Annotated in this window: 12 protein-coding genes; 1 reads left to right on the top strand and 11 read right to left on the bottom strand. The window is 44.9% G+C overall.

The window, feature by feature from the left end; genetic code table 11:
* Positions 1-21: 21 nt before the first annotated feature.
* Positions 22-1,443 (top strand): AAA family ATPase, encoded by a 1,422-nt coding sequence (locus NCI00_RS08355; protein ID WP_253526665.1) that lies wholly within the window; start codon positions 22-24, stop codon positions 1,441-1,443.
* 52 nt (positions 1,444-1,495) lie between these two features.
* Here the strand turns inward: NCI00_RS08355 and NCI00_RS08350 are convergent, their stop codons facing one another.
* From NCI00_RS08350 to NCI00_RS08300, 11 genes are all read right to left on the bottom strand, one after another.
* Complete coding sequence (locus NCI00_RS08350) at positions 1,496-2,002, bottom strand: metallophosphoesterase family protein (RefSeq protein ID WP_253526664.1); 507 nt, start codon at positions 2,000-2,002, stop codon at positions 1,496-1,498.
* 38 nt (positions 2,003-2,040) lie between these two features.
* A complete protein-coding gene (locus NCI00_RS08345) occupies positions 2,041-3,303 on the bottom strand; it encodes an NRAMP family divalent metal transporter (RefSeq protein WP_289623387.1) in 1,263 nt (420 codons plus the stop codon).
* On the bottom strand, positions 3,281-3,646 hold the full coding sequence (locus NCI00_RS08340) for a four helix bundle protein (RefSeq protein WP_253526663.1): 366 nt from the start codon (positions 3,644-3,646) through the stop codon (positions 3,281-3,283). Before NCI00_RS08340 ends, NCI00_RS08345 begins: the two co-directional genes overlap by 23 nt.
* A gap of 53 nt (positions 3,647-3,699) precedes the next feature.
* Complete coding sequence (locus tag NCI00_RS08335) at positions 3,700-5,382, bottom strand: fatty acid--CoA ligase (RefSeq protein WP_253526662.1); 1,683 nt, start codon at positions 5,380-5,382, stop codon at positions 3,700-3,702.
* 196 nt (positions 5,383-5,578) lie between these two features.
* Positions 5,579-6,571, bottom strand: coding sequence for a DUF2279 domain-containing protein (locus NCI00_RS08330; RefSeq protein ID WP_253526661.1), 993 nt, complete (start codon positions 6,569-6,571; stop codon positions 5,579-5,581).
* Positions 6,538-8,622, bottom strand: coding sequence for a vWA domain-containing protein (locus NCI00_RS08325; RefSeq protein WP_253526660.1), 2,085 nt, complete (start codon positions 8,620-8,622; stop codon positions 6,538-6,540). Before NCI00_RS08325 ends, NCI00_RS08330 begins: the two co-directional genes overlap by 34 nt.
* Positions 8,623-8,752: 130 nt before the next feature.
* Positions 8,753-9,499 carry a 3-oxoacyl-[acyl-carrier-protein] reductase gene (gene fabG / locus NCI00_RS08320; protein ID WP_114065422.1) on the bottom strand — a complete coding sequence of 249 codons (747 nt, stop codon included), beginning with the start codon at positions 9,497-9,499 and terminating at the stop codon, positions 8,753-8,755.
* A gap of 36 nt (positions 9,500-9,535) precedes the next feature.
* Positions 9,536-10,117 (bottom strand): DUF4276 family protein, encoded by a 582-nt coding sequence (locus NCI00_RS08315; protein ID WP_253526659.1) that lies wholly within the window; start codon positions 10,115-10,117, stop codon positions 9,536-9,538.
* Entirely contained in the window at positions 10,114-11,310 is a 1,197-nt protein-coding gene (locus NCI00_RS08310) for an AAA family ATPase (protein ID WP_253526657.1), read from the bottom strand. The genes NCI00_RS08315 and NCI00_RS08310 overlap by 4 nt, the downstream gene beginning before the upstream one ends.
* A 30-nt stretch (positions 11,311-11,340) precedes the next feature.
* The gene (locus tag NCI00_RS08305) at positions 11,341-11,916 is read right to left on the bottom strand and encodes a D-sedoheptulose-7-phosphate isomerase (RefSeq protein WP_253526655.1); all 576 of its coding nucleotides are present in this window, start codon (positions 11,914-11,916) and stop codon (positions 11,341-11,343) included.
* Positions 11,917-12,002: 86 nt separating this feature from the next.
* Positions 12,003-13,550, bottom strand: coding sequence for a maltokinase N-terminal cap-like domain-containing protein (locus tag NCI00_RS08300; RefSeq protein ID WP_253526653.1), 1,548 nt, complete (start codon positions 13,548-13,550; stop codon positions 12,003-12,005).
* Positions 13,551-13,623 lie beyond the last annotated feature (73 nt).

Here is a 13,623-nt window from a genome sequence, read left to right as displayed (position 1 = left end):
CGATTTTAAAAAAAGAAAGCCATGCAGGAACCAACAAAAGACCATACTGACGAACCCGATTTTCAACACGGCTACCACAGCGGTATTGAAGGCTCGGAAAATCGTAATCCATACGAAAGTTATTTATCAAGCCAGATACATTATAATTGGTTGGCCCAACGGATTGAGGACCGTCGAAATGAAATCCAACGGGTTGATAAAGAGATTGAAGAAACGGCCGTAAAGCGTAAAACTGCTTACGACCGTTTGCAAGAGTTTGTTCAACGGGTAATCAAAGCCACCAAGCGTGTAACAGAACTGACGGCGCAGCGGGATGCCGTTGATGCCGAAACCGAAGCCCTGCGGGCGCGGCGTAAACAAACTCAATCGGAGTATTCGCTCTTGGCAGGCTTCTTTTTCTTCTTTGCAGGGGCAGCGTTTGTGTTTGGTGACCTTATTATTTCGCACGAAATTGTTGCCTACGCCCTCAACATTCGCAACAACAACGAGGCATGGGCGTTTGCCATTGGTTTGGCCATGATTTCTATTTTGCTCAAACCCGCCTACGACCGCCTGATTGAGAAGCCGTATGTGGATGAGCATACCCAAAAAGCACGTACGCGTTATGCTTGGTTTAAAGTGGGCTTGGCGGGTTTTGCCATTATCACATTGGGGATTTTGGGATGGTTTCGATACGAGGCCTACCGTACCGATAAAATGAAAGAAGCCATCAATAAATCGGTCAAAAATCTTCAATTGGGCGCTACGCCGCTCGACCCCAACAGTACGATTACGCCACAAGAACAACAGGTTTTATTGCAAAAAATTGAACAACAGCTTTTGCGTTCTGATGAACTCAATCTGGGCCTTGTCAACAGCCCTTGGGCGTTGGCGTCGTTTGTGTTGAGTGGTATTTTGTTTGCTTTGGCGGGGGCGGTTTCGCTCGGAATGGCGCTGCCTGTGTTGCAGAATTTTTGGTACCGGTGGCTGCAAATCGACCCACGACTGTGGCGTTTGAGCCGTCGTCGTCGTAAACTGAACAAACAGTTGGAGGAAGCCGACAGAGAGTTGGCCGAGCAAACCACCCAAAAAGATATTTTGGAGCATGAGCTTCAACAGTTTCAGAGCTTGGATGATTTGCGCGCTGAGCGTACAAAAATGCGCAATGATTTGGATGAACTCATCGAATCAACGCGTTTGGCGCAGACCGATAGCCGCATCGCGTCTTTCAACGATGGCTACGCTAAAGGAGAAATAGCCCGCGAAATGATGAACGAGGAGGAGTTTACCCAATTTCGCAACTCAATGCTCAATACCCATAATTTGGCCGTAAAAGCCTCTTCTTCCGCCGACCGGAGCATGAATTACGGCAATGGAAACGGCACAAAACGCACCAACGGCCTGCGCCCGCACCAGATGATTCGGAAGATGATAACGGATGGCTTGGACGGGGAGAAGGAGTGATATTTAGCGAACAAGTAGAGTAAAAGGTTGCGGAAACGCGACCTTTTCTTGTTTACAGCCTGCCCCGCTTTCCCAACTCAATCGCCTCTAAATGAGGGATTTTTCCGTCATCAAGCGTGAATCGAAGCATGGTTCGAATCTTATGAAAGCCTTCATTGCCTGCCGCCCCGGGGTTGAGGTAGAGCATATTTTGAAGTTTAGGGTCGCGCAGTACGCGCAGGATGTGTGAGTGGCCGCAGATGAAAATATCGGGAGTAGTGTTTTTTAATTCGGGTCTGACTTGCGGGTTATAATTGGGCGGAGCGCCGCCGATGTGGGTCATCCAGATGCGGAAGCCTTCGAGTTCAAAGCGTTGATGCTCGGGGGCCTTCCACTGAATCTCCTTGGCGTCGATGTTGCCATATACCGCGCGTAATGGCTTAAATTGTTCCAGTTTTTCCAAAATCTCAACCGTGCCTACGTCGCCAGCGTGCCAAATTTCGTCGCAGTCTTTGAAGTAGTCAAAAATGGTTTCATCTAGGTAAGAATGAGTGTCAGATAAGAGGCCGATACGGGTCATGTTTTAGGAAAGATTTCCGAGGGTTGTGTTGATATATATTACTTTATAAGGGTATAAAAAGCCATCCCGCTCATCATCAATACCACGAGCCAACCCGCCATTTGTAGCCAAATAGGGTGTTGATAGGCGCCAACCAATCGTTTATTGCGCGCGGCAATAAGCATCACCGCCAAGGCAATGGGTAAGATAAAACCATTCAACGTACCCACAAACACCAAAATCTGTACGGGTTTGCCAATCCACAAAAACAAAATCGTTGAAATGGAGATAAAACCAATCGTGAGATAGCGATGATTTTTTTCTAAGCTCGGATGGAAAGTTCGCAAGAACGACACCGAAGTATAGGCCGAGCCGATGACAGATGTAATGGCCGCACTCCACATCAAAACCCCAAACAGTCGGTAGCCTGTCTCACCAGCAGCCAATTGAAATACCGAAGCGGGAGGATTGTCTTTGTTTAACGTAAGTCCCGCCGCGACAACGCCCAACGTGGCCAAAAACAAAAAATACCGAATAAATGACGTGACTAAGATACCCGTCGTAGCGCTGCGATTGACCAAGGGAAGCGCATCCGCGCCTTTAACTCCTGCTTCCAAAAGCCGATGTCCGCCCGCAAAAGTAATGTAGCCTCCCACCGTGCCGCCTACGAGGGTAATGGTGGCAATGGGGTCAAATTGCTGTGGCAAAACCGTTCGGACGAGGGCTTCGCCAACGGGAGGGTTGGCCGAAATAACCACGTAGGCAATCAACAAAAGCATCAGGAGTCCCAGCCATTTGGCAAAATTGTCCATGGCTTTTCCCGCTTCGGGCAATAAGAAAAGCCCGATGGCAACCAATGCGCTAAGTGCGGCCCCGATTTTGACGTCTATGCCGCTCATGACTTCGATACCGAGCCCTGCCCCAGCCACGTTGCCAATGTTGAAAGCAAATCCGCCGATGACAATCAGGGCCGAAAGAACGTAGCCCAACCCAAAAAACAAATCATTGGCAATGTCTTGGGCGCGTTTTTCGGTGACGGCAATGATGCGCCAGATGTTCAGTTGAGCCCCCAAATCTAAAAGAATTGATAACAAAATGACAAAGCCAAAATTGGCCAGTAATTGCTGCGTAAAAACGGTTGTCTGCGTCAAAAAGCCTGGCCCAACGGCTGAAGTAGCCATCAAAAAAGCAGCACCGAGAAGGGTATTGGTGGTGGGTGGTTGGTGATTGGTGACTGGTGATTGGTGATTGGTGACTGGTGATTGGTGGTTAGTGACTGGTGACGATTTGTCGTGCGGTTTATTGTTTTTTAGGGAGGGCATTTTGTAAAGCGTTTAGCATTTTTCCAATGGTATCGATTTCGTTCTCGAATAACTGAAAACTTTCACTTGAAAGAAAGCCCAATCGCTTTGCAATTTCTAAATGTGTATCGACTTCGGCCAAAGAGCCTTTCGAAATACCTAAAAATTGGGAAAACTCGCCTGTTGTATTGCGCGCTTGTCCTTCTGCAATATTGGAAGGAATTGAAACTGAGGCGCGTCGAATTTGCGAGGTTAGGCCATATAACTCTTCTTTTGGGAAAATAGAGGTTATTTTATACACCTTTACGCAAAAATCTACGCTTTGTTGCCAAACACGAAGCTCACGATAGCTTTTTACTTTCATAACAATAGAATTTAAATTCATATTACTAGCCACCAACCACCAGTCGCCAATCACTAATTACTCAAAATCATCTCCTTCATCTCCGAACGAATCCTTTTTTTATCAATCTTCCCTACGGATGTTTTAGGGATTTCGGGAACAAATTTGATTTGGTCAGGCACGTACCAACGGTTAATTTCGCCGCTGTCCACTTTGGCTTGTAAAGTTGATTTGATGCTTTCGGGCGTTAGTTTTTCCTGATAATCGGGTTTGATGACCAGAATGGCGTGCGGGCGTTCGCCCCATTTAGGGTCAGGAAAGCCCACCACGGCCGATTCGGCAATGCCTTCTATCTGAGAAAGCAGATTCTCAATGTCTAACGATGAAACCCACTCGCCACCTGTCTTAATGACATCCTTGACGCGGTCGGCAATGGTGACGTAATAATCGGGGCCGATGGTGGCCACGTCGCCAGTGTGGAGCCATCCGCCCGCCCACAGTTTTTCGGAAGCCTCCTTTTCTTTGTAATATCCCTGCGTCATCCACGGGCCGCGTGCCACCAATTCGCCAACGGTTTCGCCGTCGTGGGGCAGAAAATTACCCTCTTCGTCCATGAGTTTCAATTCTACAAACGGAGCAATTTTTCCCGCTTTGGTTCTAAACTCAAGTTGCTCTTCGATAGGGAGTTTTTCCAGTTCTTCATTTAAGTGAACAACCGACATGATGGGCGCCGTTTCTGACATTCCATAGCCTTGGGTTACGTTGATACCAAGCTCTAAAGCAGCCTTGGCCAAGCCGCGCGTCAAGGCCGAGCCACCTATCAGCACGTTCCATTTACTTAGATCCACCTGCTTGGCTACGGGGCTGTTGACCAGCATGTTGAGGATGGTTGGTACGCAATGTGAGAAGGTTACTTTTTCTTTTAACAAGAGTTTTAGCAACATTTCTGGCTCATAGCGACCAGGGTATACCTGCTTGAAATTGAGCATAGTAGCCAACAGCGGGAAGCCCCAACCGTGGACGTGAAACAACGGCGTGATGGGCATATACACGTCGCGATTGTCCAATGGAAGGGCGCGGTAGCCTGGAAAATAGGCCAGCAAACAGAAGGTGTGCATCACCAATTGACGGTGCGAGAAGTATACGCCTTTGGGGTTGCCCGTGGTACCAGTCGTATAAAAAGTTGTGGCAATGGAGTCTTCCTCAAAATCAGAAAATTCAAATTGGTCGTTGGCGTCGTTGACCAACCGTTCGTATTCGCCTTCTAAGGCAAACGTTGTGGTAATGATTTCGGCCTCAGGGTTGGTGTACACCTTGTCGCTGATGATGATGTATTTTTCAACGGTGGTGAGTTGTCCTTTGATGGCTTCCAGAATCGGTACAAAATCTTCATGCACAATCACCACCTTGTCTTCGGCGTGGTTCATGGTGTACAGAATCTGCGCTGGCGAAAGACGTACATTGATGGTATGCAAGATAGCTCCTAGACAGGGAATGCAGAAAAAACACTCCAAATACCGATGGCTATCCCAGTCCATCACGGCTACGGTATCGCCTGCTTGCACACCTGCATTGGTGAGGACATTGGCAAGCTGGCGCACGCGTTTGTCGAAGGTGGTATAATTCATCCGGAACAAATCCCGGTATACGATTTCGCGTTGAGGATTGTAACGAACGGCTTGCGCAAAGAGGGTTTTGATTAACAAAGGAGGGTCGTAGGCCGATGGCGTACGGGGAATCAACTTGGTTTTAGCCATGATTTTTGCAAAGGTTTTTAGAAAAGTAAAGTTATGTTTTTTCTTCAAATACTCACAAAAAAGCCAATCTTACCATTGTATATAGGCGAGATTGAGAAATTGTTTTTCGTAGATTCTTGAAATAGAACGTTATTTTGATTTTATCCCCTTTCAGGTGGTTGTTCGGCAATTCTTTGGTAATGAATTTCCATTTAAATTAAAAATACAACCAGTGTCCTTTCCAGCCCTGTTTTCGGTTAAATTCTAAGGCAGGGGCGGGGACTTTGAGGGTGTTGAGCAGGAAGAAAAGCGTTTTGAGGCCCTTTCGGCGGGTGGGAATACGACGAAAGTCGATGTCTAGCGAGAGATAATACTGCCGATACGGGTCATAACCCAAGGATTGGCTTTTTTCTACTTCGGCTCCGACCATGTGGTGAATCCCGTATCCGAGCGATACGCTGAGCCATTTAGGAATTTTTGAGTGCGGGGCAAATGAGGCTACATTGACCGAAAACCAATAGGTTTGCCCATTGTAATCCTTGAGCCATTGTTCGCTAAAATTGCGCCCCAAAAGTTCTGGACGAACCTTGGCGAGGGGAGTGGGAGAGAAGGAAAATTTTGGGGTAATGCGCTCTTCGCCCCAGATGGCATACTGTCCCAAATACAAAGACGGGCCCATAACATTGGCCACCATATCGCTAGGCGAAAACCCGTAAGTGGGGTATTGAAAACCATCTAAAAGCTCAATGGGGGTCAGGAACAAAAAGCCCGAAAGCGCCCCGTACAAAGCCGCTTGGCGGTTGGTAATCCCCGTGTTTTTGTAAACCGCTGCTGTGTGACGACAAATCTGGTAGGCCGTAAAAAAGTGCCCTACTTTATCAAATTGTTTCCACTCATGAAAGTCGTCTTTGACGCTAAAATTCGTAAAGGGTGTTTTGTACCACGCTTTACTTAATCCATAAATAGACGCCGAATAAGCCACCGATTCACCCGCCAAAAGCCACCGCAACGCCCGGTAGTTGGGACGGAGGGTGTCAGTTTGGGCTTGGCAAGTGACGAATGACGAATGCTGAATGATGAATGCTAAATAAAAAAAAAGAGCTTTTGTAGTGCTGAAAGCACCTAAACAACTGTGCGAAGTTGGTGAATTGGCCCTTTCAGGGTGGCACAAATCACTTAATAACTTCCCTGATATTTCCGTGTTCCCCATTCCAACGTCGCCAAAAATAATAACAAGAAAAACAACCACTTATTTTGAATCAATTCCGACAAATCTTCGGTGCTGTCGAGGCGGTCAACGGCTTTATTTTTGAGTAAATAGTCTTTCAATTGCTCAATCTGGTTTGCTTTCACAAATTGGCCACCCGACTGTTGGGCCAGAGCGCGCAGCATTCCGTAATCAGCGGTGTTGGTTAATGATTCCAACGCCAAATCTCGCACGATAAACTGGCCCGTTACGCTTTCAATTTTGTTGTTTAGACTCGTAGTTGCCTTGAATTGATGCACTCCTTGCCGAAGGCCGCTCAGCTCAAAACGCGAATTTCCTTCCCCGTTGGTGTAGGTGTAAGGCTGCACTTTACCTTTTTCGTCCGTGATTTCAAGGCGGATGCTTTGACCGTAGATTTTTTCGTAAATATCGTTGTAGACTTCCGTCTCAAAAGTCACTTTATCGCCCACGTTGTATTCATTAGCCAGCGGATAAACCCTAAACTTACGTTTGTCTTCCTTGACCGAAATCAATTGAATCACTTTTTGCAGCAGCTCATCCACGGCTTCCTGCTTGTCGGTAAGGGCGTATTCTTCAAGGCGCCATTGCCAGATTCCTTCGCCCGCCAATACGGCCGATTTACGAGCGCCCCCAGTGTTCAGAATCAACAAAGGTTTGTTGGTGCGCAGATTGCCAACGTTCTGAAACAGAATCGTTTCACTGCCGGGCATCAGGCGGTATTCTCCAAAAGGGACCGTCAAAGGTGGCATTTTCTCTAAAATACTGAGTTTGTCGGCGTCTAAGTTCAGCAGTTTAAAATTGGGGTTAAAACGGCCCGATACTTTGTCAATCTGCCCTGGGTTGGAGACAACCGTAACGGCAGAATTGAGTTGACTCACTTTCGACGTGTTGGATTGCGAGCCTAAAATGAAGAAAACGGGCGTGTTGTCGCGTTGCAGATAACGTTGTACAATGTCGCCGCCAATATTAAATAAATCAGGCAATTGATGAAGGATAATCAAATCATATTTCTTTTCGGGAAAGGTTTCAGCCGCAGGATTCACCCCAAAAATTTTGACATCGACTTCGTAGTTTAAGTTTTTTTCAAGAATTGTACGGATAGCTTTGATGTCTGGGTGAGTGGCCAAAGCAAGCATCAATACTTTTTCTTTGCCGTCGATGATGTCAATATAAACATCGCGGTGATTGTTGCGGGTGGTAAATTCGCCCTTAAGTGGCTCTACATCAAGGGTATAGTGCTGTACCCCTTTTTGGGTAGAAGAGGTTTGAAACGTAACCTGTTTGAAATCTTCTTTTTGGCCAAATGCAATGCGTTGGGTGCTAATGGTACTGCCGTTTTGACGCAAGGAGACGGTCGCCGTTTGTCCCTGAAACCCACTGGCTACGATGTCGGCCTGAATCGGGAATTGATTGCCCAAATACGCAATTTTATTGGCCGAAACGGCTTTGATACTTACATCCCGCTTGGGGAGGGTATCGCCCACGCCAATGCTGTGAATCCGAAACGGATAGGTGCCGTAGGTGGGTGCAAGGCCCTGATTACTAATGCCATCGGTTAGCAATACCACGTCGGTCAGATTGCGTCCTTCATAGTTGGTTTTGGCATTGTTCAATAAATCCGAGAGATTGGTGGTCGTTCGGTCAAATTTCAGTTTGGGAAGTTCATCCTGATAATTTTCACTGTTGAGGGTTTGAACGGCCACTTCTAGCCCCTCATCCGCCAACGCTTCTCGCAGCGTGGCCAAGGCCGATAGCGTTTTGGGGCCGTCGTTTGCCATTGATTCGGAGTTATCAATTGCAATCACCACTTTGGGCTTGTCTACGAGCGTTTGGATGCTGCGCAGGAGTGGATTCAACAATAAAAAGGCAATGATACTGACAAGCGCTCCCCGCAAAATGGCCAATCCAGTGTTGAGAAGTTTACTCCATACGGGCTTGGGTTGGTAAAGAAAAAACGCGTAGGCAGCGCCTAACAACAAGCAAAATCCAATGTACCACGGGGAAGTTTGAAAGATAATCTCGGTTAAAAGCATTTGTATGGTGTTTGTCTGGTGGGGTCGTCAGTCAAAAGTCTTAGGCCATCAATAATCGGCCATAATTTATATTAAAGCTTAATTTACAGTGTTTTACATTGACGGTCGACGATTGACTAACGACGCCAACTTACATGACCATACCGCCGTCAACTTGCAATACTTGTCCAGTAATGTATTTAGACAAATCTGATGCCAAAAATACGACACAGTCGGCTACTTCTTCGGGTTGACCGCCGCGTTTGAGCGGAATATTTTGTTTCCATTCCTCAATCGCTTTTTCGTTCAGCTCACCCGTCATTTCGGTTTCGATGAAACCCGGGGCAATGGCGTTAGAACGAATATTTCGGGAACCAAGTTCTTTGGCTACTGATTTTGTAAATCCAATGATACCAGCTTTTGAAGCGGCGTAATTGGCCTGCCCAGCGTTTCCTGTCAAACCAACCACCGACGTAAGATTAATGATAGAACCGCTGCGCGCTTTCATCATGACGCGGGTTACGGCTTTGGTCAAATTAAAAACTGACTTTAAGTTAACGCGAATTACTTCATCCCATTGTTCTTCGGTCATGCGCATCAACAAACCGTCGCGCGTGATACCCGCGTTATTTACCACAATGTCAACGGTTCCGAAGTCGGCTACTACCTGCGTAATGAGGTCTTCGGCCGATTTGAAATCAGATGCATCGGAGCGGTAGCCTTTGATTTTGGTGCCGAATTGTTGGAGTTCTTCCTCCAACGCTTGACCTTTTTCAACGCTCGATAAGTACGTAAATGCTACCTGCGCACCCTCTTGGGCAAAACGAGTGGCAATGGCTTTGCCGATTCCACGGGATGCGCCCGTTACGATAGCTACTTTGTTTTGAAGTAAAGACATTTTATAAAATTAGAGTTGGATAATCGAGTACTTGATTTATTGATTGACTTGGGCTAATTTTTTGATGGCTTCCAGAGTATGAATAAAACTCGTAGAATTGTTTATTTCTAAGTTCAAATAAGGGGCAATTCTTTCGGAAGCTTCCAATTTGGGTAATGAACTTCTATTTTTATATTCTGGGATTATTTTTAAGAGAAGTTGATTAGGGTTTGTAATTTTATCAACATTTTTAAAATTTGCCTTGGTTTGATAGTGTTCTGGTTTAAGTCTTGGATAAGCCATCTTAACTGCATTTAAATCTCCCAAAAACCATGATTCAAGCTCCTTGCAGACTATTCTTATAAAATATTCACATTCACAATTCTCTTTGATAATATTATCAATTTTCTTTTTTAAATCAAGACAATCTGCATTGTCCTGATCACGTGTAATTAAAATTTTAGCACCAGGAAGTTTACTGATTTGAGGAATTGTTTTAGATAAAGCTTTTTCTAAGTCTTGCTTACCTTGGTGTGGATATATCCTGAACTTAACATTATCAGGGAGTATTTTAGGTAAAATCGCTTCAAAAACATTCTTAGCAGATGGCTCCTCTGTAAAAATATGAAGTGTTATCATAAATTAGCGCCTTTTATATAATGATTTCGCCAAAGCCATCCTAACTGATTTTCTTTTGCTAAAACTAATACCGATTCATCATTTTTTGCTGCATTTATTATTGTAACCCCCTTTTCTTTGACAAGAAAGAATAACTCATTTATGTATAATCCATTAACGAAATCAGGTGAATGAGTCGATACCAGTACTTGCCCACCTCTATCTGAATATTCCCTTATTTCTTCACATAATTGGAGCAACAGGTCTGGATGAAGGAAATTTTCTGGTTCTTCGATGCATAATAATGGATGCGGTTCGGGGTCATGCAACAGTATCATGTAAGCAAACATCTTAATTGTACCATCAGAGACATAGCGTGCAACGAAAGGATCTACAAAATTTTCATCCTGAAACCTTAAAATAATTCTTCCATCTTCCGTCTCTTTTGCTTCAACTTGGGTAATACCAGGTATGCGATTAGGTAACTTTTGCAGAATGCTATCAAATACGTCTCTATGATAGTCATACATGTATTTTGTTACTTGAGCTAAATTGTCTCCAGTAACAGATAGATGGTTTGAAATGCCAGTGTCAGAAATACGGCGCCCATATTCAATGGTAAAATTTGAAACATACGATTTTTCAAGTAAAGATCGAAAAGAATTGATTGTTTTAAATTGTTCGAACTGCCCCAGCCCCTTAATGGCCAATATATCAGAGCTTGTTACCTTTTGTTCAATTCGCTTTTCCACTGCCCCGGATTTGCCATAATCGTTTTCGTTAACGATAGCATAGCCTATACCCTCTTTAAAATCAAGAAAGTGCCAAGGCTTTCCTGTTTTTTGGCCACGCCGGTATTTTAAAGTTTCTCTATTGATATATACTTTGCCATTTTTAAACCCGATTTCAATAGAATAAGTTATCAAAGGCGAATGTTCTGTTTCAGTTTGTTGATTTCTAAACTTTATCTCAATTTTAATAAAGTCTTTCTGAAAATCACATCCTCTTGTAATTACTTCCTGAAAACCACCTCTTTTATTTAACGCAATTGTAACATTGTTTTGGAGTGCGTCGCTTAAAAAGCCAAAAACGTCAAAAAAAGTTGATTTTCCTGATCCGTTTGCGCCAACAAAGACTGCCATTTTGGGGATATCCTTAATGATAGTATTTTTGAATACCTTAAAATTTTCAATCTTTATCTGCTCAATTCTCATGATATAAAGGTTTTCTGTATTCTCCCGACACTATTTTGGAAATACATTGGCTTCTACAATCTCACACATAATGTGGCCGAGCAAGATATGACATTCTTGAATACGTGGGGTATCTTTTGAAGGAATATTAACCAAAAAAGTGCTCACTTCTTTCATTTTTCCACCGCTTTCGCCCGTCATTGCTACCGTTATCATGCCGAGTTTATTGGCGGCTTCAAGGGCTTTTACGACGTTGGTTGAATTGCCAGAGGTTGAAATTCCGACCAGAACGTCGCCTTCTTTCCCCATTGCTTCGATCATTCTTGAATAAATCACATCATAGCTATAATCATTGCCGACGGCCGTTACGTACGAAGAGTTGACGTGGAGCGCTTCCGAATACAACGGTGGACGGTCGTAATAAAAACGCCCGCTAAACTCAGCGGCTAGGTGTTGGGCGTCGGCCGCACTGCCGCCATTGCCGCAAAAAAGCACTTTTTTGCCATTTTTAAAGGCCGTTGTCATGGCTTCGGCAACGGAGCCAACGGTAGCAAGGAGGGTTTGGTCGGCAAGGACACGGTTTTTGGTATCAATAGAGGCTTGTACGATGGATTGAATGTTAATCATTAAAATGCTTGTTTAATCATGGGGACAAAAATAGTAAAAAAGGTTGTTGTATGGTGGATTCGGGTAATTTCAAGGGGATTTTGAACTTAACTAGGGTTGGCTAGACGGCTGATTCGAACCGACGGCTCCTTTAATTTTTCAATTTCCCTGATTACTTCCACAATTCCCCTGAGGGGTATCTTAACCCACGAGGGGCGATAACTGATTTCATATCCTAATTCATAAACGGCTTTTTCCAACAGAAAAAACAGCAGTAAAAAGTTTATTTCATGCTGACTGTTAAAAAGCGGATGCGGCCAACCAAATGCTTCCAAGTAGGCTTCAAAATAGGTTTCGCGCATGAGTTTGTACCAACGGTCGGAAACAATTTGGAGTTTTTCGGACGAAATGTCTTTGGTTTCGTGGCTTTCAAACAACTTTGCACTGACCGCATAATGGTAACTGCGTATCATACCCGCAACATCCTTAAATGGACTATGCTTTATTTTACGCTCGGCAATGGTGGCTTCGGGTTCTCCTTCAAAATCGATGATGATAAAGTCGCCGTCTTGGGTGAGAACCTGTCCTAAATGGTAATCACCGTGAATCCGAATACGCAGCGAGTCCAACGGACGGGTGAGCATTTCTTTGGCAAAATCATCAATTAATTCACGGGCTTCCATAAAAATCCACGCCAAGCGTTGCGTAGGCTCGTCGAGTTTTTGATAATTGTCAATCAGCAACGCGTAGCGGCGGTCGAGCAAGTCGGTAAGGCGGTGCAGTAAAAATGCGCGGTAGGTATCATCAAAGCCTTCGGGCGCGAAGGCATCATCAGCTCCTGGCGCAAACAGCCCCAAGTGCATTTCGCCCGTACGTTTTCCGAGCAGGGTAACTTGTTCAAATACCCATTCTTTGACGCCAAACATGCCATTTGGAACACCGTACATAAAATCATTAAGAAAATCGCCCGTCAACATCCAATTGTCTTTGTCGGCGCGGATGGCTTGTTGCATCATTCCCAAGGTGATGTCGGGCTGCCCAGTCCGTTGCCAAGTAAGGCTACCTGCGTAGGCTGGAATATTTTTAAAATCAGAATGTTGGGTCAAAAAACTCACCATTTCCACTTCGGGGTTGGTTTGGTCGAAGAGTTTTCGGTAGAGTTTTAAAAAATATTTGCCGCCAAACAACATGGCAGAATTGCTTGAATCGACGGGCAAAACGTGGCTTTCAATGTTTTCTGGCGTGTCGGAATCTGATAGCCCTTTGCCTTTTATGGATGCAAGAAACGAAGATGGGTCGGAGGCGGAGGAAAGGGTGGTGGCGTTGAAAATGTTGGCAAACAGCTCTTTCCTAAATTGAGCGTCATAAATGGCGTCTATCCATTGAGATGTCTCGGTTTTTTCGATGACTCCTTTTTCGGGAATATCCATGTCGAGTGAAACCTCGGTGAACGGCAATTGATACAACTCTGAAGGCCCGTCATGGTACGCAACTTCTACAATCAAAATCAAAAATTCGCCAAAAGTCAGCGTATGTTGAACACGGAAATCTTTCTGTGAGCGAGCTTTCCCCGCAAACCAGCGACTGGCATTGAAATATCTTGGGAAAACGTTGGTTTCTAGGTGATTAATGAGAGCGTTGTTTACGTTGGTCATAGCGGGTTTAGCAGTTTATCATAATAGGTTGTTGATTCAAATAGGCACTGAATAGGGGAGTAGTTTCCCGTAA

It is taken from the genome of Runella salmonicolor (genome assembly GCF_024158025.1).
In the GTDB taxonomy this organism is placed as follows: Bacteria; Bacteroidota; Bacteroidia; order Cytophagales; family Spirosomataceae; genus Runella; species Runella salmonicolor.
The sequence above is the reverse complement of the archived record's forward strand: the minus strand, read 5'-3'. Positions and strand labels throughout refer to the sequence as shown.